The 20,103-nt window shown below is 45.9% G+C and carries 18 protein-coding genes and 1 pseudogene; 13 read left to right on the top strand and 6 right to left on the bottom strand.

The features are described 5' to 3' along the window. The first annotated feature begins 69 nt into the window (after window positions 1–69). On the top strand, window positions 70–1,626 hold the full coding sequence (locus B4V02_RS21610) for a glycoside hydrolase family 32 protein (protein WP_094156356.1): 1,557 nt from the start codon (window positions 70–72) through the stop codon (window positions 1,624–1,626). 124 nt (window positions 1,627–1,750) lie between these two features. Here the strand turns inward: B4V02_RS21610 and B4V02_RS21605 are convergent, their stop codons facing one another. Continuing rightward, window positions 1,751–2,215, bottom strand: coding sequence for a MarR family winged helix-turn-helix transcriptional regulator (locus B4V02_RS21605; protein ID WP_007428749.1), 465 nt, complete (start codon window positions 2,213–2,215; stop codon window positions 1,751–1,753). A 286-nt stretch (window positions 2,216–2,501) separates the two neighbouring features. Between B4V02_RS21605 and B4V02_RS21600 the strand changes: the two genes are divergently transcribed. After that, window positions 2,502–2,936, top strand: a complete 435-nt coding sequence (locus B4V02_RS21600) for a hypothetical protein (RefSeq protein WP_094156355.1) — start codon at window positions 2,502–2,504, stop codon at window positions 2,934–2,936. A 241-nt stretch (window positions 2,937–3,177) separates the two neighbouring features. Continuing rightward, window positions 3,178–4,848 (top strand): ribonuclease J, encoded by a 1,671-nt coding sequence (locus B4V02_RS21595; protein ID WP_094156354.1) that lies wholly within the window; start codon window positions 3,178–3,180, stop codon window positions 4,846–4,848. 290 nt (window positions 4,849–5,138) lie between these two features. On the opposite strand, the gene B4V02_RS21590 is transcribed toward B4V02_RS21595, so the two are convergent. After that, the gene (locus B4V02_RS21590) at window positions 5,139–6,404 is read right to left on the bottom strand and encodes a BaiN/RdsA family NAD(P)/FAD-dependent oxidoreductase (protein ID WP_094156353.1); all 1,266 of its coding nucleotides are present in this window, start codon (window positions 6,402–6,404) and stop codon (window positions 5,139–5,141) included. Window positions 6,405–6,695: 291 nt separating this feature from the next. Between B4V02_RS21590 and B4V02_RS21585 the strand changes: the two are divergent. The 3 genes and pseudogenes from B4V02_RS21585 to nadE all read left to right on the top strand — a co-directional run bounded on the left by B4V02_RS21585 (window position 6,696) and on the right by nadE (window position 9,937). Further along, window positions 6,696–8,436, top strand: a pseudogene (locus B4V02_RS21585) (two-component system sensor histidine kinase NtrB). A 141-nt stretch (window positions 8,437–8,577) separates the two neighbouring features. Further along, on the top strand, window positions 8,578–9,012 hold the full coding sequence (locus B4V02_RS21580) for a BrxA/BrxB family bacilliredoxin (protein WP_007428755.1): 435 nt from the start codon (window positions 8,578–8,580) through the stop codon (window positions 9,010–9,012). A gap of 115 nt (window positions 9,013–9,127) precedes the next feature. After that, window positions 9,128–9,937 (top strand): ammonia-dependent NAD(+) synthetase, encoded by an 810-nt coding sequence (gene nadE, locus B4V02_RS21575; RefSeq protein ID WP_094156352.1) that lies wholly within the window; start codon window positions 9,128–9,130, stop codon window positions 9,935–9,937. Window positions 9,938–10,062: 125 nt separating this feature from the next. On the opposite strand, the gene B4V02_RS21570 is transcribed toward nadE, so the two are convergent. Next, window positions 10,063–10,890 carry an alpha/beta hydrolase family protein gene (locus B4V02_RS21570; RefSeq protein WP_094156351.1) on the bottom strand — a complete coding sequence of 276 codons (828 nt, stop codon included), beginning with the start codon at window positions 10,888–10,890 and terminating at the stop codon, window positions 10,063–10,065. Between the two features lie 182 nt (window positions 10,891–11,072). On the opposite strand from B4V02_RS21570, the gene acpS reads away from it, so the two are divergent. The 4 genes from acpS to B4V02_RS21550 all read left to right on the top strand — a co-directional run bounded on the left by acpS (window position 11,073) and on the right by B4V02_RS21550 (window position 14,725). Beyond that, complete coding sequence (gene acpS, locus B4V02_RS21565) at window positions 11,073–11,477, top strand: holo-ACP synthase (protein ID WP_094156350.1); 405 nt, start codon at window positions 11,073–11,075, stop codon at window positions 11,475–11,477. 4 nt (window positions 11,478–11,481) lie between these two features. After that, entirely contained in the window at window positions 11,482–12,720 is a 1,239-nt protein-coding gene (gene mutY / locus B4V02_RS21560; RefSeq protein WP_094156349.1) for an A/G-specific adenine glycosylase, read from the top strand. 99 nt (window positions 12,721–12,819) lie between these two features. Next, on the top strand, window positions 12,820–13,971 hold the full coding sequence (locus B4V02_RS21555; protein WP_094156348.1) for an AAA family ATPase: 1,152 nt from the start codon (window positions 12,820–12,822) through the stop codon (window positions 13,969–13,971). Continuing rightward, a complete protein-coding gene (locus tag B4V02_RS21550; RefSeq protein WP_094156347.1) occupies window positions 13,949–14,725 on the top strand; it encodes a hypothetical protein in 777 nt (258 codons plus the stop codon). Before B4V02_RS21555 ends, B4V02_RS21550 begins: the two co-directional genes overlap by 23 nt. A 127-nt stretch (window positions 14,726–14,852) precedes the next feature. On the opposite strand, the gene yiaY is transcribed toward B4V02_RS21550, so the two are convergent. Next, entirely contained in the window at window positions 14,853–16,007 is a 1,155-nt protein-coding gene (gene yiaY, locus B4V02_RS21545; protein ID WP_094156346.1) for an L-threonine dehydrogenase, read from the bottom strand. 162 nt (window positions 16,008–16,169) lie between these two features. Between yiaY and B4V02_RS21540 the strand changes: the two genes are divergently transcribed. Beyond that, window positions 16,170–17,048, top strand: coding sequence for a helix-turn-helix transcriptional regulator (locus B4V02_RS21540; protein WP_094156345.1), 879 nt, complete (start codon window positions 16,170–16,172; stop codon window positions 17,046–17,048). 97 nt (window positions 17,049–17,145) lie between these two features. On the opposite strand, the gene B4V02_RS21535 is transcribed toward B4V02_RS21540, so the two are convergent. Further along, window positions 17,146–17,643 (bottom strand): DinB family protein, encoded by a 498-nt coding sequence (locus B4V02_RS21535; RefSeq protein ID WP_094156344.1) that lies wholly within the window; start codon window positions 17,641–17,643, stop codon window positions 17,146–17,148. A gap of 146 nt (window positions 17,644–17,789) precedes the next feature. Next, the gene (locus B4V02_RS21530; RefSeq protein ID WP_094156343.1) at window positions 17,790–18,404 is read right to left on the bottom strand and encodes a superoxide dismutase; all 615 of its coding nucleotides are present in this window, start codon (window positions 18,402–18,404) and stop codon (window positions 17,790–17,792) included. A 521-nt stretch (window positions 18,405–18,925) separates the two neighbouring features. Here B4V02_RS21530 and B4V02_RS21525 point away from each other — a divergent pair. Both B4V02_RS21525 and lepB read left to right on the top strand, forming a co-directional pair. After that, window positions 18,926–19,351, top strand: coding sequence for a GNAT family N-acetyltransferase (locus B4V02_RS21525; protein WP_010348442.1), 426 nt, complete (start codon window positions 18,926–18,928; stop codon window positions 19,349–19,351). 129 nt (window positions 19,352–19,480) lie between these two features. After that, window positions 19,481–20,065, top strand: a complete 585-nt coding sequence (gene lepB / locus B4V02_RS21520; protein WP_094156342.1) for a signal peptidase I — start codon at window positions 19,481–19,483, stop codon at window positions 20,063–20,065. Window positions 20,066–20,103 lie beyond the last annotated feature (38 nt).

Raw genomic sequence — 20,103 nt, 5'->3', positions numbered from 1 at the left:
GTAGCTTATCGATCTGTCGTCCGTCGGACGGTACATAAGATGCAATGAGAGGCAAGGAGGATCGTCATCATGAAAAAAATAGCTTCCAAGAGCATTTGGATACGATCCATTGTAGTCATCGCAGGCTTTGCTATATTAATCGCTATGGGTAGGAGTATGTATCAACGGGATGCGAGTAAAACTCCAATACCTCCAACACCGACCTATCGGGCGGCCTATCATTTTACCGTTCCGGATAAGTGGAAAAATGACCCGCAGCGGCCCATTTATATGGATGGGCAATACCATTATTACTATTTATACAATCGAGACTATCCTGAGAAAAATGGTACAGAATGGCGGCATGTCACCTCAACCGATTTGGTTCATTGGCAGGATGAGGGCGTGTCGATTCCCAAATATACCAATCCGAATGGCGATCCATGGTCTGGCTCGGTTGTGATCGATGATAACAATAGCGCCGGGTTTGGAAAAGGCGCTCTGGTAGCGATTGTGACGCAGCCTTCTTCAAATGGAGGGAAGCAAGAGCAATTTTTGTGGTATAGCATCGACAAAGGCAAGACATTTACTTCTTATGGTGACACTCCTGTGATGGCGAATCCGGGTACGAAGGATTTCAGAGACCCGAAAATCATACGGGATATGCATAATGATAAATGGATCATGGTTATGGCGGAAGGTACGAAAATTGGCTTTTATGAGTCTGACAACTTAAAGAAATGGCGTTATATGAGCGGCTTTAGCACCGAAAATATCGGGCTTGTGGAGTGTCCCGACCTCTACCAAATGCGAGCGGACGATGGAAACTACAAATGGATTCTCGGCGCCAGCGCAAACGGGAAATCAACAGGTGAACCTAACACGTATGCCTACTGGACTGGAAATTTCGATGGAAACCATTTTTCTCCGGACCATAGTAAGCCTGAGTGGCTGGATTATGGCTTTGACTGGTATGGGGCGGTGACGTTCGAGGAGGGAAAAGGCAGCGATAAATATAGTCACCGCTATGCGCTGGCTTGGATGAACAATTGGGATTATGCCAACAACACGCCTACTCTAAAAGAAGGCTTTAACGGTATGGACTCCGTCGTTCGTCAAATTCAATTGAAGCATGTAGAAGGGCTAGGGTATCGCTTGGTTTCACAACCAGTTGAAGCTTTGAATCAATTACCTACTTCAATGGAGTCATTTGAACAGATCAAGGTTAATGGTACGCACACGCTTCCGGTAAAGGCAGAAGCTTATCAGCTAGAGGCGGATATTTCATGGTCAACGATCGAAAATGTGGGCTTGAGACTACGAGAATCCAAGGATGGCAAACGTCATGCAGATGTCGGCGTTTCTTTGGAAGGCCAATACTCTTACGTCAACAGAGCGTATACCGGACAACCGGATCAGAGTAGAGCCTATATAGAGAGCAAAGCGCCCTTTGATGTAAACCAGAGAAACGTTCATCTGAAAATCCTAGTTGATAAAACCAGTATCGAAGTATTCGTAGATGATGGAGCGGTGGTGCACTCCAGTTTAATCTTCCCGCGTTTGGATGATCAGGGAATTACCCTTTTTACCACTGGCGGCACAGCTATTTTTAAAAATGTGGTCATCAGCAATTTTATCGTTAAGTGAGCGATATATGCGTCTGGAACTGCTGTTCATCGCCATAGATAAAAAGCCCGCCCCACTTAACATGTGGGGCGGATCTTTGTGAAAAATGACACTTACTGTTAGTTAATGAGTCAATCTGGGAAGTCTACTTGTGATAGGGTGACAGGTTATCGGCGCTACGCCCTAATTTTTTAAGCAAACCGATCAACTGATCTCTTTCAGTTTCGCTGATGCCGCTAAAGGCACGTTCAATCTGACGTGTATAGTCAGGGTAAATTTCGTCCATGAGGCGTTGTCCCTCATCCGTCAATTCTGCATATATAATCCGACGATCCTGATCGCACGGGTGACGGTGCAAATAACCGCGGTTCTCCAACTTGTCGATAACATAAGTGACATTTCCGCTTTGCAGTAGCAGCTTGGCTCCGATCTGCTGGATTGGCTGTGCTCCCTTGTGATATAGGACTTCCATCACGGCGAAGGCCGTTGGGTTGAAGCCCACCGTTTTGATGCCAGCAACCGCATGCTCGTTTACACTTTTGAATGACTTGGCAAACACGCTATACAAATGCATGGATTGCTGTGTCACCAATGTTCGGTAATCTATCATCTTCATTCCGCCTTTATGTATGGATTTGGGCATCCTTTGACCGCTCGGTTCGGATGACCGGGCAACCATACCCTTATTACTAGCATAAAGGGATTTACGTAGGGAAAACATGCGATTTGTCACAGTAGCTGTGTTTTTAACTATTTAATTTCAAAGCTTTAAAGTAAATTTTTGAAAAATAAAGGTTTTGAATGTAAGAAACCCGTTCCGGATGGTTATATTAAAAATTAACCTAGCGATATAAATCCCAAATAACAAAATAAGTTATTCAGAGGAGATGAGGCACATGGATACGGGTTCTTTCCGTTTTCAATTTCGTGATCCGCAGCAGGCTGAAGAGGCTTGTGAAACATTAAAGGAAATCGGATACGCTGCCAGCACAAACGGTGACACGGGTCTCAGTGTTCATGTTGAGAACCAGGATGTGCTGTCTGCACTGGAGATTTGCCAAGCTTATGAAGGAAGTATGATTGAGGTAGGGACTCTTTTCTCTAGACCGGATGCATTCCCCGGTTTGCAAGGAAATGTAGGTGTACAAAACCCGGGCTATAGCCCGGAGGATTGGATTATCCCGGCGCATATTATCAATGAAGATTGGAGCGAAGCGTATAAAAACGGCTCTTCTCAAACGTACACCAACACAACAGAGGAGCACAACGTCAGCTCAGATCAACAACCAGAGGACGATGTGGACGGTTTTTCAGGCAGCATCCATATTTAGCTTTTGACCAAACTATTCCCGATCCTGTGGCTGGTTGCTGCTATTTGGGCAGCGGTGGATATTTCATAAACCAAGTGAGAGCCTTTGTCTTTTAAGGACAGGGGTTCCTTTTTTTTTGTGTATGGCCAGAACTGTCCTTTTATTTAGGAAGGATGCTCACTTCTTTCCCATGTATAGTGCATAAGTTTACGTGGAAAATGAATAATATGGATAGCATTTTCCTAAGGAGGAAATAAACCTGATGCTTGCTGATAACAGATTACTCATTGCTGCTCTAGGCGGCGTGAATGAAATCGGGAAAAACATGTACTTCATCCAATACGATCAGGATATTGTCGTTATCGATTGTGGCTCCAAGTTTCCTGACGAAAATTTGCCTGGTATTGACCTCATTGTGCCGGATGTCACCTATTTGCTGGAAAATCAGGACAAAGTCAGAGCGCTCATCGTGACTCATGGGCATGAGGATCACATCGGGGGCATTCCTTATTTGCTGAAGCAAATCAATATTCCCGTATTTGGGACAAAGCTCACCATAGAATTGTTAAAGATTAAGCTAAAAGAGCACGGTCTTTTACGTGATGCTGAGCTTCATCTTATAAATGCGGATTCAACCATCGATATAGGCACGATCCAGACATCCTTTTTCACCACCGTTCACAGCATCCCGGATTGCCTGGGCGTCTTTTTTCAGACACCGGAAGGAAATGTGGTCCATACCGGCGATTTCAAATTCGATATGTCTCCCGTAAGCGGACCCTTTCCGGATCTTCATCGAATGGCCGAAATTGGAAAAAAAGGGGTGAAAGTGCTTCTCTCTGAAAGCACAAATGCAGAAAGGCCGGGATTTACACCTTCAGAACGTTTGGTTGGCGGGCATATTCTGGATGCATTCGCCAGAGCCAAGCAGCAGGTATTTATCTCCACATTCGCTTCCAATGTGAACCGTGTCCAGCAAGTCATTGACGCGGCTGTGGAAACAGGGCGCAAACTGGTTTTGCTCGGACGAAGCATGATTAATGTGGTATCGGTGGCCAAGGAACTGGGCTTCTTGCACATGCCAGAGGACTTATTAATTGAGCCGGGAGAAACAGAGCGGTTTCCAGCAGAAGAAATCGCAGTTTTATGTACAGGAAGTCAGGGTGAGCCTATGGCCGCATTGTCCCGTTTAGCCAATTCCCTGCATCCCAAAATCGAAGTTTTGCCCGGTGATACTGTCATTATTGCCGCGGGAGCGATACCCGGGAATGAGCGAAATCTTTCCCAGGTGATTGACAACCTGTATGTGCTGGGTGCCCAGGTTATTTATGGATCAGGCAGCTCCACTGGGATGCACGTATCCGGTCATGGCAGCCAGGAAGAACTGAAATTAATGATGACTTTGATGAAACCACAGTATTTGATCCCGATACATGGTGAATTCAGAATGCTGTATCGGCATCGTCAGCTAGCAGAGTCGGTGGGTATTCCCATGGAGAATGTATTCATCGTTCGTAATGGTGAGACCATTCAAATCGAAGAAGGAAGGGCATCCCTGGGCCCCAAGGTACCAGCCGGCAATAGTCTGGTTGATGGGCTGGTGACGGGTGACGTAGGCAATATTGTACTGCGGGACCGCAAAAAACTTTCTTCAGATGGAATGCTGATTATTGTGATGACCTTGAGCAAAAGCGAGAAGCAAATGCTCGCAACGCCAGAGGTCATTTCAAGGGGATTTGTATATGTCAGGGATTCCGAAGATCTCATGAAGCAAATCCACGAAACGATCATGTCCACAGTGAACGAGTTGACAGAAATCGAAATGAGTCAGTGGGGGCTGATCAAGCAAATGCTAAAGGATAATGTAGGCGGGTTTATTTACAGTCAGACCAAGAGAAGACCCATGATTTTACCTATCATTATTGAGGTTTAGGAATAGCGGCAAACGTCAAAATAGCATGGAATTCTGTTCATCACGCTATAATCAAAAAAGACTTAAATCAGCAATGTGATTGATTTAAGTCTTTTTAATTTCCTTTTCCTATCCCCAAAAAAACGAGGATGCAGTGGTGGTATGCAGCGAAGCGGAGGATTTGAATCTGGAGAAGCGAAGCGTTCGCCTTTGCCACGGGATTCTAACCCTTAAATGTTTTATATAATCAAGAGAATCCCGTGGCAACAGCGATAGTAAGATCAAAGCCTACGCGTAGTGTCTCCACACTCCTACAGCATCTCGTTTAAAGCCGCTTGCGTTCCTGCTGTGTGCCCCGTTGTAAAAGCCGCTGTAATGTTATAGCCACCAGTGTAGCCATGAATATCCAAAATCTCACCGCAGAAAAACAATCCGGGCATCAGCTTGGACTCCATTGTTTTTGGATTGATCTCCTTCAAATTCACGCCGCCCCCGGTAACAAAAGCTTCCTTCAGAGAGAGTGTACCGTTCACGCGGATTGGAAACGCCTTGATACGATGAGCGAGCTCCTCCCATTGCTGCTTGGGAATATGATCGTACGTTAAATCCTCACGCAGCCCGGCTTGCTGGAGCAATAATGGAATCAAGCGTTCCGGTACATAAGGTTTAAGCACATTTTTGATCGCCTTTTTAGCATCGGCTGCTGCCAGTTCCAGCGTTTCGCGGTAGACTTCATCAGCATGCTTGTGAGGCTGCAAATCAAGCGTCAGCAGTACCGTGCTGGTCTTATCCTTTTTCATTCCTTTTACGACAAATTGACTGCACCGCAAAGCGGTTGGGCCGGACAGGCCAAAATGTGTGAAAATCATATCTCCTTCGTGGACGACAACCTTCTTTTGCTTCGCATTCCATACGGTCAGGCTGATATTGCGCAGGGATAGTCCCTGAAGCTCCTTCGTCTGGATAAACGTCTCGCCTGACGTCAACGGAACTTCCGTTGGATAGAGCTCCGTAATCGTGTGCCCGGCTTGCTCGGCCCAAGCATAGCCGTCACCTTCCGAGCCTGTATGCGGGACAGACTTGCCTCCTACGGCTACAATGACGCTACGGCTGCGCAGGATTTCCCCGGAACGCAGCCGTACGCCAGCCGTATGACCTTCTTTGTAAATAACCTCTTGTACGGGACAGCTTGTGCGAATGTCGACCCCTTGAGCACGTACTTTGTTGACCAAAGCATCGACAACCGTTTTCGCTTTGTCCGTCACTGGAAACATACGCCCGTTGTCCTCTTCCTTTAAGGCAATACCCATCTCCTCAAAAAAGGCGATGATATTCCGATTCCCGAAAGCCGCCAGTGCACTGTGCAGAAAACGGCCATTTCCGGGGATGTGCCGGATTAGCTCGTCCAGCTCTTTTGCATTGGTGACATTGCAGCGTCCTCCACCGGAAATACCGAGCTTGCGCCCGAGTTTATTCCCTTTTTCCAGTAAAAGCACCTTGGCGTCCCCAGCGCTGGCTGCCGCAGCGGCCATTAATCCGGCCGAGCCGCCTCCGATCACAATAACGTCGTATATCATGAAATCTCTTCCTTTTCGTCGACAATTTTCAAAAAAATTCAGAATGGTGTAACCGTTTTTTCATTATATCGTAATAGCGTCGCTTTAATTAATCTTTATCCTGATAAGCACGTGGATCTTTCATTTTACCGAATTGCAAAACACGTAAAGACGTTTTTCTTCTATTTATCTGGTAGTTTGCGGATTTTGTCGTTCTACACCGGAATTTTAACACATATATTGTAATATATTGTAGCCTGTGCTTTAATTCAACTAACGGCGTCAAGGAAAGATGAGGAGGAGGAAAAGTCCTTGTTAATTGCGTTGAAGGAAAGTGTGCTCCAGGTTCTCCTTGCCGTTATATCGGCGGGTTTTTTCTCTATATTAACGGATTATGGGGATAAGAAAAAGGCTTGGGGCGGCAAACTGCTTCCCGGTCCTAATCAAGAGATACTTTATTTGTGTTGCTTGCCGGCCATATTGCTATGTTCTCTCTTTCAATATCAGTCTCCATATGGTTTGCCTTCCAATCTCGGCATTATTCCCCTCGCTGTGGGTGTTATGTATGGCAGACGTCGTACCGCCTTTGCGCTCGCCGCTTCCGCACTCATGGGGGTTCTGATCATAGCCCAATTGACAGAAATGTCGGCGATGTATGTTGGCACGGGTTTTATCCTTTTTCCTTCTTATGCTGCTGCATGTCAAGTTCTTTCAAAGAGGAGCATTGTCGGACAAAAAGCTTCTGATTTCCGCATATGTTGTGGTTGATATGCTGCTCAAGGCGTTATTTCCGCTACTGTGGGGCAAACAGGATGTATGGGTATACATGCCCGATCTGCTTACAACGCTATGGAATATTGCTGCAGGTGCGCTGGCAAGTTTTACGGTTGTGAGTCTGATGCATAATGCCTTTGAAAAACTGGCGTTGCGACGTGATGTAAGCGAATTTACGAGCAAATACTTAATTGAAGCGGATAAGCTGCGTCAGATGATGGATTTGATGCCACTATCCCTTGTTACTCTGGACAGCGAAGAACGAGTTATACATATGAACAAAACGATGCTGGAACTCTATCGGGATTTCGATCCCTTCATTACGCTGCCTGAGGTAGTGGGTCGTCCATGGACCTCGATATATGATTTTAACACTTCGTCGGTGATTAAAGAACGGGTTGCAAAAGCGTTGCAAGGAGAGGCGAGTGCTGATTTTATTAATGCACCTCCCAAAGTATTCTTTTGCAGCTTTCTTCCCATGCGGGATAAACAGGCTAACAAAACGACAGGCGCCGTTATTGCCTTGCAGGATATTACAGAGCTGGAGACGCTGCGCAGTGAGCTGGGCAATTTCGAGAGGCTCAGTCTGGTTGGACAGATGGCAGCAGGCATTACTCATGAAATACGCAATCCCATGGCGGTTGTGCGTGGATTTTTACAGCTTATGCGTGAGAAAAGCCCGGATTCCCTCGGCCATTACTACCGTATTGTGATGGAGGAGCTGGATCGGGCGAACGGAATTATTAATGATTTTCTTTCACTTGCCCAGAACCGGATTGTTGAGAAGGAGCAATGCCATCTTCATGATATTATTCGCGAGCTCACGCCTTTATTGTGGGCAGATGCAAACCTGAGAGGGCAGACGATTGAGCTCAAGCTGGAGGATCATGTAACAATGCTGCATTTGAACCCGAAGGAAATGAAGCAATTGCTGCTTAACTTAGCGCGTAATGCGATGGAGGCTATGGGTGAAAAGGGTGTACTGACCATCTCCACTCATGAGGAAGGGGATTTTGTGGTACTGGAAGTCAAGGATACAGGTCCGGGAATTCCGCAAAATCAGCTTGAAAAGCTGTTCCAGCCTTTTTACACAACCAAAACGAAAGGTACAGGTCTGGGGTTGGCCTTGTGTCAAAGTATCGTAGAGCGACACCATGGTACGATTGCCGTAGATTCGGTGGAGGGGATGGGCACGCAGTTTAGAGTCCGATTGGGCAGAACCATTCCAGCTTACAGGGATCATTCGGAGCCTTCTGTCATGAATTCCATCCAAAAATAATTGTACACATATAGCTCAGTTTTTTTGCAAAATACGTGAAAAAGATTGTATAATGAAGATTAGGTATCCGTACCTTTAACACGTCAGCGAATAAAATGAGCAACGTAGTATACATGATTTTTGGAGAAGGAGTGAAAGAATATGTCTATGTCTTTTGACCAATATATGAGAGATTCTGTTCAGCCCATGCGTGATGAGCTGACCAATCTTGGATTTCAGGAGTTGCGTACTTCGGAAGAAGTGGAGGCCAAGCTGCCTAATGCCAAGGGAACAACGCTGATTGTTGTGAACTCGGTATGCGGGTGTGCTGCGGGTCAATGCCGTCCGGGTGTGGGCGAAGCGCTGAAGCATGATATTACACCGGATCACCTGTATACGGTTTTTGCTGGACAGGATAAGGAAGCAACGGCAAAGGCTCGCGAATTTTTCGCGCCGTATCCGCCATCTTCCCCATCCATTGCACTGCTGAAAGACGGCGAGCTGGTACACTTCATCGAGCGTCACCAGGTGGAGGACCGCTCAGCAGATCAAATCGCTGCCGATTTGACCAGTGCATTCGACCGTTTTTGCCGCTAAGACTGCTCAAGCTATGCCCCCGCATTTTTCGCCTGCGAAACTTGCCGGGGCTTTTGCATGTTGGTTTGTCATGTTAGCTTGTAAAGTAAATTCCTAAAAAGAGGTGCTGATCGGGATGAGTTTGCAGGAACAGATTATTGCTGAATTGGGAGTACAGCCTACGATTAATGTAGAGGCAGAGGTCCGCAAGCGCGTAGATTTCCTCAAATCGTATGTAACGAAAACCGGAAGCAAAGGGCTGCTGATCGCCATCAGTGGCGGGATTGACAGTGCTGTAGCGACTGCCTTGTGCAAGCAGGCTACAGATGAGTTGACGAAGGAGCAAGGGGAAGAGTACAAAACGCTGGGTGTGTTCCAGCCATATGGCACGCAGGAGGATATTGAGCACAGCTACGCGGTTGCCAAAGCGTTCGACCTGAAATATGCCGGGGAAACGAACATTAAGGAAGCGGTGGACAAGGTTGCCGTGGAAGTGGAGCATACGCTGAAGGACATCGGTCTTGAACGTTCCGTTACTCCGCAAGTGAGAGGAAATGTAAAGGCAAGAACACGTATGGTGGTTCAGTACGCACTCGCAAATGAGCTGAATCTGCTCGTCGTTGGTACAGATCACGCTTCAGAAGCCATCACAGGCTTTTATACGAAATGGGGCGATGGTGCAGTCGATATTACACCGCTTAGCACGCTGAACAAGCGCCAGGTGCGTTTGCTGGCCAGCTATCTTGGAGTTCCGCAGGCTATTTTGGACAAAGCGCCTACAGCAGGATTGTGGGAAGGCCAGACGGATGAAAAAGAGCTGGGTATCTCCTACGAAGCTAACAGCGATTACCTGGAAGGCAAGGAAATTGACCCGGCGGCACGCGAAAAGCTGGAAAGCTTCTTCCTGCGTACAGCGCATAAGCGGACAAGCATTCCGGGGATTTAAGCGGGTAATCTTATGATGATGAATATGGATTTGTAAATCGCTTTTAGGATTTATGCGAAATGCCCAAATCAATATATGCGGCGATCCGCCCGGCGGATCGCCGTTTGTATTAAAGGGGCTATAGTTTACTTGGTGATCCATTCAATGAAGCGGCGGGTTTCGGTAATCGCCTGATCCAGCTGAAGACTGCTTCCCTGGAATGGATGAACAGTATTGAAGGTATGATTGCCACCTTGAATTTGTACCCATTCAATATCGGGACGAACAGAGGTAAGCAGGGCAGAGCCTTCGCGCAGGCGTTTGGAGTCTTCGGTTCCCTGGATAAGTATGGCTGGCAGCCGGCTGTCTGCAAGCCTGTCCACGATCGCAAAACGCGAGCGATTTTGTTCCAGATCGTCCAGAATGACAACATCCAGCGGAAGCTGCTGCCCTGTTCTGGCATTTTGCACATAGCTCCGTCCCTTGGTGCGCATTTCTTCCTTTTGCGGCAAAGTGAACAAATCCAAATCTGTCACGCCATTCCATGAAATGACGCCGGATATCTCCCCGGGATGATCCAGCGCGTATACAAAGCAGCTTCCCGCGCCCCGGCTGTGTCCTAACAGAAATACGGGCAATTCTCTAAACTCGTGGCGTGCTCTCAGATTGGCCAGCAGTATATCCAGATCCTCTTGTTCGCGACTATAGGTGTTGCGTGCGAACTTTTCCAGCTCGGTAAAATTCTCTAAATCCTCACCTACGCCATTATGTGAAAAGTTGAAGGTTATGACATGATTGTTCACACTTAATGCTTCTGCTATAAAGGGGAACATGCCCCAATCCTTAAATCCCTTGTAGCCATGAGCGATGATGAGCAGGCTTTTGGCTGTTTTTTTGGCGGGAAACCAGGAGGCCCGGATCACCGCATCTGCTCCTGCATGGGTACCTGCTTCAACCACAATGGTTTCTGACATTCTATCCTTCCTTTCTACGGGAATTTTTAAATGGACCTATCAGCTGAATTCAAACATTCATCAATAGCCTCTCTTATTTTAACATATTTTGGTGCTGCTTTTACGCCTTTGTGACTCGCCATGGTGTGGACGCGCTGTTACAATAGGTGCAGTAAAGTATAAAAAGGACGGGGAATACCCAAATGATCTACGGAATTGGACATGATGTGCTGGAAATAAGCCGTATGGCTGACATTTTGGCAGGTAAATATGCAGATGCGTTTTTGAATCGGGTGTTGACTCCGGCTGAACGCGAGCTTGCTGTGGAACGCAAGGGCAGGCTAGCGGAGTTCGTAGCAGGGCGTTTTGCGGCAAAGGAAGCGATCACGAAAGCCTTCGGTTGCGGAATCGGGCAGATGATCGGGTTCGGTGATATGGATATTTTACCGGAGCCGGGGGGGAAGCCGACCGTTTATTTGTCTTCGTCTGCGTGGGATAGACTGGGATTGCCGGGCAACGGAGACTCGGATTACAGTATTCACCTGAGTATTACACACCAGCCCAACATTGCCTCTGCTTTTGTAATTGTTGAATATAAGGAGACGTGATGTGATGACTGCCAATACACTGGAACAAAAACGTTATTTCAGCTTTGAGCTGTTGAACTGGTATACACGAAACAAACGGGATTTGCCGTGGCGCCGCCATCGGAATCCTTTTTATATCTGGATTTCGGAAATTATGCTGCAGCAGACGCGCGTCGATACGGTGATCCCGTATTTTAATCGCTTTATTGCACGTTTTCCGACGATTGAAGCGCTGGCGGAAGCACCCGAGGAGGATGTGCTCAAGCTGTGGGAAGGGCTGGGCTATTATTCACGGGCCCGGAATTTGCAAGCTGCGGCCAAGCAAGTGGTCGAGCTTCACGGCGGACAGGTGCCGGATGATACACAGGCCGTTGCTGCGCTGAAGGGAGTAGGTCCGTATACGACAGGTGCGATTATGAGTATCGCCTTCAATCGGCCGGAGCCTGCTGTGGATGGCAATGTGATGCGGGTGCTGTCGCGCTATTTCCTCATTGAAGAGGATATTATGAAGGGCAGCACGCGGGCGCATATGGAGAGTCTGGTGCGGGAGCTGATCCCCGAAGGGAGGGCCTCCGATTTCAACCAGGCCCTGATGGAACTGGGGGCGCTGGTGTGCACGCCGAAGTCGCCCCAGTGCCTGACCTGCCCGGTCATGGAGCATTGCTCAGGGCGACTGGCAGGTCGCGAGGAAACGCTGCCGGTGAAGACGAAGGCGAAGCCGCCGCGGCTGGAGCCGCGTTCCGTCGCCCTCATCGAGGGCAGCGGCGCGAACGCAGGCCGCCTGCTCGTCCGGCAGCGTCCGGCCAAGGGCCTGTTGGCCCGCATGTGGGAGCTGCCGCACGAGCTAGCCGGGCCGGAGGGCTACAACGGCCCGATGCCGGATGAGCCCGCCATGGACCATTTGGCGGCTCATTTGCTGGCAGAGGGCGTGCTAGCGCGCCCGGTGCGGTTTGTACGTGAGGCGGAGCACACGTTCAGCCACATCCACTGGAACCTGCGTGTGTTCCAGTGTGAAGAGGTCGCCAGCCCTGCCGGGGAGGCGGGCGGACAACCGCTGGCTGCCGAGCAGCGGGCAGACTACGGCACCGGAGCAAAGCCGGATGTGTTGATTGCGCTGGCAGAGCTGGAGGTGCAGACCCGTCCAGGGCTGCCAGCGGGATACCGCTGGATCAGCGAGGCGGATATGGACACCATGGCGTTTCCCAAGGTGTTCCTCGATCTGATCACCGAATATTATGCAAAGCAAAAAGGGACCTTTTCATAAAGTATATATCTCGAAAAAAAATTACATCTTGAACACTGGTTAGTGTATAATTTTTACGATAAAAGCATAGGATGTATTAAAGAAGGGATTGTGATCCATATGCTGAGGAAAGTGATCATATATAATTTGTGGTCTTTCAAAGAAGAGACGGTTATAGACATTGCAGCAACAGGTTATAAAGTGTTGTCAGAATCCAACGTATACAATGATAGTCTCAAGGGACTTCTATTTGTAGGTGCTAATGCATCTGGGAAAACAAATGCAATTCGTGCTTTAAGATTACTATTAGAGTTATTGTTTGCAGAGAAAAAAATAAATTTAGCCTTACAAAAATGTTTATTTTCAGAATTGAATTCTTTTCGTTTAACCTATGAATTTCAAATTTCAGAAGACATAATTACGTATTTTATTGAGTACAATGTGTCGAAAAAAGTATGCATAGAAAGATTGATTATCAATAATCATACAGTTCTAAACAGGGTTGGAAGTAGCGGCGAATCGGAAATTACAGAAAATAATGTATATACTGATATTCAAGAAGAATCACTACTTTTAAGGGAAATATATTTTAATACCAAGTTCAGGAACCATAATACACTTAAAAAATGGTTTGACTTTTTGATGCATTCTATATATTTGGACGGATACAAGGAGTATTTATTTTCTCCAGGAAACTATTCTCTTAATTTAGAGGATTATTTAGAAAAAAAAGGAGAAATAGAAATAAACCGTTTTTTTGAGCAATTCAACTTTAATCAAAGGATTGAATATTCAAATTCAAGCAATGGGAACATTACCAGAATCGAATCGTCTCTTGAGAAAAGTATCTTTTTTAAACGCGAAGGAGTGGGGGAACCAATTCCCTTTCCTTTAGAATCTTTGGGAAATCAGAAGCTGTTACGATTATTACCTGCTTTTTTTCATGTTGTCAAACATGGAGGGATGCTAATTGTTGATGAATTTAGTAGTGGTCTTCATAATTTCTTGGAGGAATTACTTGTTAGATATTTTATGGAAAATTCATTGAATGCACAGCTCTTTTTAGTATCTCATTCAACCAATTTGCTTTCAAATTCTCTACTGAGACCTGACCAGATTTATGCTGTAGACTTTACTGGTTTGCAAGGAAGTACAATTAAAAGATTTTCCTCCGAACAGCCTAGAGTTGCGCAAAATTTGGAGAAAATGTACACAAGCGGAGTATTTGGGGGAGTGCCACACTATAGAGATGAGAACAATAATATTAAATAAAGAAAAAAATATTGGAAAAGTGCTATTAGTTGTTGAAGGATTAAAAACCGAGTTTTATTTGATTCACAAATTATTTACCCAAATATTTGATTATCAGTATGAAAGTTTAAATCGAATGTTGAAATATAAAAAATCCAATAGTAAAGAAGGCATTGAATCTTCTGTATTTGTGATAAACACTGAAGAATCTGCCATTTCGTTTATAGACGACAGCAACGATTTTTTAAATAATATGTTTGAAACATTAATTGAAGAGTATAGTTTCCCTGTAGATCGTGCAGCTATTTTTTATATTTTTGACAGAGATGTTGATTCTAACAAAGATTCCGAGCTAATTGCCAATTTAATTCAAACGTTGAGTAATTCCCGAGAAAATGAAGGTTTTACAAGGCAAGGTATGCTTTTAATAAGCTACCCGTGTATTGAAAGCTTTGTTGCCTCTGGTTTTATTGAAAATACACATGAATTGGAATTTAAAACGGGAGCAGAATTAAAAAGATTTCTCAATGAACAAAAGGTATTACAAAATAAAATTGAAGAAGATTCTTTAGTTAGAGCCGTTGACGAAATGGAACGAGCTCTTGAGCTTTTAGGAATATCAGACTATGATTTAGACCATTTTTCAGTTGCAAACCTACAGATATTTAATTTACAGGAGGGCTACTTTTCAATAAAGGGAAGATACAAGCTTCTAAGCCTGCTGTGTATTATGCTACTTGACTTGGGTTTGATTCAAATCATAGAAGCAGAATAACCAGAATTGGAATTAATAATTAGGATTTATCCTACGAAAAGTAGTGCAGTTTTATTATAAAAAATGAGTAGAAAGGGACTTAAAGACCTTTTCTACTCATTAGATTAATATTTAAAAACAATCGTTCTTACATGGCCTGTTCAAAAATGGCGATGACTTCTTGCTGCGTAGGCTGAACCGGATTGGTTACGCCGCAGGCATCTTTAAGCGCGTTCGCTGCGAGTACGGTGAAATCTTCGCGTTTGACACCGAGCTCTTCCAGACCGGACGGGATGTTGACTCGTTTAGCCAGCTTCTCGATAGCCTGCAGAGCGAGGTTGGCACCTTGTTCCGGTGTAACACCGTCTGTATTTTCGCCAAGAGCACGGGCGATATCGGTGAGCCGTTCGGCGGATACCTTGGCGTTATAGCGCTCTACATGCGGCAGCAAAATGGCGTTGCAAACACCATGTGGCAGATTATAGAAGCCGCCAAGCTGATGTGCCATCGCGTGAACAAAGCCCAATCCCGCGTTATTGAACGCCATGCCTGCCAGAAATTCAGCGTAAGCCATTTGGCTGCGAGCCTCTACGTCGTTACCGTCATCGACGGCTCTGGCCAGATTGTCGCGAATCAGCTCGATTGCTTTGATCGCACACGCATCTGTAATAGGTGTAGCATTGGTGGATACATAAGCTTCAATAGAATGAGTAAGCGCATCCATTCCTGTTGCAGCAGTTAATGACTTGGGCATAGCCATCATCAGATCAGGATCGTTGACAGCAATGAGCGGTGTCGTGTGCTTGTCGACAATCGCCATTTTGATATGGCGCTCTTCATCCGTAATAATACAAAACATCGTCATTTCGCTAGCTGTTCCTGCCGTTGTATTAATGGCAATCAGAGGGAAGGAAGGCTTCGTGGATTTATCCACGCCTTCGTAATCACCAATTTGACCGCCATTGGAAGCCAAAAGTGCGATACCCTTGGCACAGTCATGCGGTGATCCGCCTCCAAGCGAAATAATGAAATCGCATTTGGATTGAATCAACAACTCCAGGCCCTCGTTTACATTTGCAACGGTGGGATTCGGCTGTGTACCACTGTATACGACGGATTTAACGTTTTGAGCATCCAGCATACTTATTACCTTTTTCACAATGCCAATATCAACTAAAGGCTTATCGGTTACGATCAATGCATTTGTATAGCCCAGCTTGCCAATTTCCGTACCTGCATTCGCCAATGCGCCTGAGCCCATAAGACTCATATTCGGCATCATGAATTTCGAAGTTTCTGTCATCGTATGCATCCACCTTTAATATTATTTTGAGATAAATCGAGGTATAATGATGGAGTTAAAGGATCTCATTACCATCCTTATATCCTTATCATACTGCTCCATATTGGGGGGAACTAACGAATTTTATTATAAAATATCTTGATTTTTAAAAGGGTGAGATGGATGGAGCATGCCAAGACTTTAGGAGACTTTAATCGTTATAGTGAGCTGCAGTATGGATATGAAACCGATCTGATCCGGATTTTATATTATGATCTTCCGGAGAACTATTACGAAAAATATGCTTCATATGAATATCCTAAGCTGTGCACCATTCTGGAGGGAAGGAAAGAGGTCAAAATTAATGAAGCAGAGCATTTTGAATACGATGCTCAAGAAATTATCCTGCTTCCTCCACAGTCCAGCGTTGAAATGAAAATCAAAGAACATACCAAGGCACTGGTGTTTGAATTAAGCGATCAGTTAATGGAACGGTTGAGAGGTGTGGTAGAGGAGGAATTTCAGGTTTCGGAAAGTGCTCCTGCTCATTCGGTGGTTCGCTGTGAGTTGAACGAAAAGACGAATTTACTTACAGCCTCCATGGAACGGATCAAGCAGTATATGGAACAACCTGCCGAAAGAAAAAAATTCCTGATTGATCTGAGCGCTCAGGAAATGGCCTATCATTTGCTACAGATGCAGGTGCTCGAACAAAATTTGCTCACGAACGACCGGCATCCAGTGTTCCGCGCGATTCGCGACATTCAGGAACAATTGCCCGGCATCAGGCATGTGAAGGATTTGGCGGATAACTACAACATGTCACATGCGAATTTTACAAATCAGTTTAAGAAAATAACAGGCTTGACTCCGCTTGATTATATTACGAATCAAAAAATGCAGCTCGCCAAGCAATGGCTCCAGCACAGAAACGTAACGGAGGTCGCCTTTGATTTGAATTATGAGAGCGTTTCCTATTTTATCGGTCTTTTTAAGAAGAAATACGGAATTACACCTAAACAATACCAGATGAGTGTGCAGCGGCAAGCCGTCCTTTCATAATGTGAAAAATATAAAGGCAGGGTCGTCCTTTAGTGTTAAAACTACTGAGGGACGGCCCTGCCTTCATATAGATATACATTTTCTCTGCTTTCGATCTTTAAAGCGAATTGGTACGACCCTCGATCTCAATCAGCCCTTTGCCGATCAGATTGGCCGAAACCGGAGGCTTCCCGAGCTCACGGGACCATACGGACAACTGTCCGATATGATGAATTTGGTGGGCGATGGTATGGCGCATCACCTCACCCCAGGCATCGATCACAATCCTGCCGTCCGGGAGGTGATCTTCATACGCTTTTCGTTCCAGCCCTTCATGCCAGGCGAGCACGAACGGCTCGACATCAAGTCGAAACCTCGCATCCAGCTCACGGACTTTATCCAGCGTAGCATAGCGAGAGAAGTCCTCCTGAAAATCAGGCTTGCCCTGAATCGTTTGAATCCAGCTCCACTCCACATCGACGATATGAAAGAGCGTCTTCAAAATACCGCCGACACCGCCAACCCGTTCTTTCAGCAGTTCCTCCTGCGGCACCTCTTCACACCAGCGGTACCATTGTTCCCGCACCATCCAGTTGTAACGAAAAAAAGTCTGCATCCATAACCTCCAGCATTGTATTTGAGAAGCGTCGCTAATGGTCGGAGTTCTTTTATCCATCCATTAAATCGAAAAGGCTGTCTCACTCGTAGAAACTCTACTTTGGAGACAGCCATTATTATAGGGTAGTGATGTTTGTTACTGGCTTATTTCTTTGCAGCCGCGTAACGTTTGTTCACTTCATCCCAGTTGATAACATTGTAGAATGCTGCAATGTAATCTGGGCGTTTGTTTTGATATTTCAGGTAGTAAGCATGCTCCCAAACGTCCAATCCAAGTACCGGAGTCAGACCTTCGAACAGTGGGCTGTCTTGGTTAGGAGTGCTAGTGATCGCCAGTTTGCCGTCTTTACCGACAACCAGCCAAGCCCAGCCGCTGCCAAAGCGTGTTGTAGCTGCTTTAGTGAAGTCTTCTTTGAATTTGTCATAGCCGCCCAGCTCGTTATTGATTGCATCAGCAATGGCACCCGTTGGTTGTCCGCCGCCATTAGGACCGATAACTTCCCAGAACAGGCTGTGGTTATGGTGTCCGCCACCGTTGTTGCGAACCGCAGTGCGGATGCTTTCAGGAACGCTGTCCAGATTGGAGATCAGATCCTCCAGGCTTTTGCTTTGCAGTTCAGGAGCGCTCTCCAGAGCTGCGTTCAGGTTTGTTACATATGTGTTATGGTGACGATCATGGTGAATTTCTACTGTCAGCGCATCAATGTGCGGCTCCAGTGCGTCTTTCGCGTAAGGAAGTTCTGGTAATTGAAATGCCATAGTAAATCCCTCCTGGTTATATGGTTGGGTAAGGTATTCCTATGTAATAATACCCTCTACAGTTATATTAAACCGCATTCAGGCTATTTTATCAACATTTTTGTTTGTAAAATAGCAAACTGGGAATCACGACCTAGCAGCTAGTATGCCCAAAACCCGACTGGAATACACAAAATATAGGTAATTAAGAGGGAAAATATGAGATGCAAAAATGTAAACGCTTCATATACAGCGCTTACATGAGAAAAAGGGATGTATTCCTATTAAAAGTATGGTTTAATGGTCAAGGAAGCAGAAATTTCGGCTTTTTTGTCGTCTGCTATATCATTGTCATGTCTTTGGACCTGACGATTTGAGGGTACATACCCTTTTTCTGTTCTTCATTCATATATAGCAGATCGTATGCATTTTTATCATAATGCCTCGTGATTAACGCCATGCTAAGAACTTTAAGGATTTATGTAAAAATGACGGTGCTGTCTCATTTTTTAATTATGCTTACGAAAAGGGAGATATAACTTATGCACGTTCGTTCCTTTCAATTAAGTGATGTGAATCCAGTAACGGAACTCATGCAAATTGCCTTGTCAGAGGAGTGCTACAAGGAGACGGTGGGCGCTTTTGCACGTCAGCTTTCGTGGGATTCCGGTTTGATCGTCGTTGCGGAAGAAGAGGGAGAGATCGTTGGCGCCCTGATTGGCACGATTGATCAGAATCATGGTTGTTATTATCGTATTGCTGTTCACCCGGATCATCGTCGGATGGGAATTGGCAAGTCGCTTGTGGAATCCATGGAGCAGCGTTTTCAGCAGCGTAAGGTTAGCCGTATTTTGGTAGCCGGGGACAAGCATAATAGCGCGGCCATGCCTTTGTATGAAGCGATGGGCTACGGAGCGAGCCAGATTTTACAAACTTTTCAGAAACTCAGTATTTTGGCTCCGCATTAATGGCAATCGATATAAAGAGAATTGAATATCTTTGAGGTTAATACTTCCATTTAGAGCATATCTGAGTAACCGTTGCAATCGGGTACGGGATATGCTTTTCTATTTATAACAGGGGTAAGGAGGATTAATATGGACGCTTTGGCTCCTTCGTCAGGCCCAGTTCCTTCACCGGGAACATCCAAACAAGCAGGTCGCTCTGGTAACATACGCGATTGGCTGGTCACTCTTCTGATTGCGATGATTGTCTTGCTGCTTCTGAATCTGTTCGTGTTTAATCTGTCCACGGTCAGGGGACACTCGATGCAGCCGACGCTCATGGAAAGCCAGCATCTGCTCGTTAACAAGCTGGTTTACAATTTTCATGATCCGGGCAGAGGAGACATCGTGATTTTAAAAGATCCCGACTCGAAGCCGACCAGCCCGAGGTTTTTAGTGAAAAGAGTGATAGGCACTCCCGGGGACGTGATCCGGGTTGAACATAATCTATTGTATGTGAACGGTGAGCTGCTAAATGAGCCTTACACCAGCTCCAGGGTGGAGGATGGTGATTACGGCCCTTTTACGGTGGAGCCGGGTCACTTTTTTGTCATGGGAGATAACCGCCATACTGCTGCAAGCAAGGACAGTCGCTATTTTGGCAGCATTAAAGCTCAGGATTTGCTGGGGCGTGCAGAGTTTATATTTTGGCCGATATCCGAGTGGAAGTGGCTATAGAGGAACGATAATTGAAATCAATGCGTAAGCGCGTGTGA

This window comes from Paenibacillus kribbensis, from assembly GCF_002240415.1.
GTDB lineage: Bacteria > Bacillota > Bacilli > Paenibacillales > Paenibacillaceae > Paenibacillus > Paenibacillus kribbensis.
Note: the sequence above shows the minus strand (reverse complement) of the source record. Positions and strands in the feature narration are given on the sequence as shown.

Excerpts from the sequence above, each read along its gene's own strand:
- B4V02_RS21610 (WP_094156356.1), top strand. The coding sequence starts at position 70 with ATGAAAAAAATAGCTTCCAAGAGCATTTGGATACGATCCATTGTAGTC.
- B4V02_RS21605 (WP_007428749.1), bottom strand. The coding sequence starts at position 2,215 with ATGATAGATTACCGAACATTGGTGACACAGCAATCCATGCATTTGTAT.
- B4V02_RS21600 (WP_094156355.1), top strand. The coding sequence starts at position 2,502 with ATGGATACGGGTTCTTTCCGTTTTCAATTTCGTGATCCGCAGCAGGCT.
- B4V02_RS21595 (WP_094156354.1), top strand. The coding sequence starts at position 3,178 with ATGCTTGCTGATAACAGATTACTCATTGCTGCTCTAGGCGGCGTGAAT.
- B4V02_RS21590 (WP_094156353.1), bottom strand. The coding sequence starts at position 6,404 with ATGATATACGACGTTATTGTGATCGGAGGCGGCTCGGCCGGATTAATG.
- B4V02_RS21580 (WP_007428755.1), top strand. The coding sequence starts at position 8,578 with ATGTCTATGTCTTTTGACCAATATATGAGAGATTCTGTTCAGCCCATG.
- nadE (WP_094156352.1), top strand. The coding sequence starts at position 9,128 with ATGAGTTTGCAGGAACAGATTATTGCTGAATTGGGAGTACAGCCTACG.
- B4V02_RS21570 (WP_094156351.1), bottom strand. The coding sequence starts at position 10,890 with ATGTCAGAAACCATTGTGGTTGAAGCAGGTACCCATGCAGGAGCAGAT.
- acpS (WP_094156350.1), top strand. The coding sequence starts at position 11,073 with ATGATCTACGGAATTGGACATGATGTGCTGGAAATAAGCCGTATGGCT.
- mutY (WP_094156349.1), top strand. The coding sequence starts at position 11,482 with ATGACTGCCAATACACTGGAACAAAAACGTTATTTCAGCTTTGAGCTG.
- B4V02_RS21555 (WP_094156348.1), top strand. The coding sequence starts at position 12,820 with ATGCTGAGGAAAGTGATCATATATAATTTGTGGTCTTTCAAAGAAGAG.
- B4V02_RS21550 (WP_094156347.1), top strand. The coding sequence starts at position 13,949 with ATGAGAACAATAATATTAAATAAAGAAAAAAATATTGGAAAAGTGCTA.
- yiaY (WP_094156346.1), bottom strand. The coding sequence starts at position 16,007 with ATGACAGAAACTTCGAAATTCATGATGCCGAATATGAGTCTTATGGGC.
- B4V02_RS21540 (WP_094156345.1), top strand. The coding sequence starts at position 16,170 with ATGGAGCATGCCAAGACTTTAGGAGACTTTAATCGTTATAGTGAGCTG.
- B4V02_RS21535 (WP_094156344.1), bottom strand. The coding sequence starts at position 17,643 with ATGCAGACTTTTTTTCGTTACAACTGGATGGTGCGGGAACAATGGTAC.
- B4V02_RS21530 (WP_094156343.1), bottom strand. The coding sequence starts at position 18,404 with ATGGCATTTCAATTACCAGAACTTCCTTACGCGAAAGACGCACTGGAG.
- B4V02_RS21525 (WP_010348442.1), top strand. The coding sequence starts at position 18,926 with ATGCACGTTCGTTCCTTTCAATTAAGTGATGTGAATCCAGTAACGGAA.
- lepB (WP_094156342.1), top strand. The coding sequence starts at position 19,481 with ATGGACGCTTTGGCTCCTTCGTCAGGCCCAGTTCCTTCACCGGGAACA.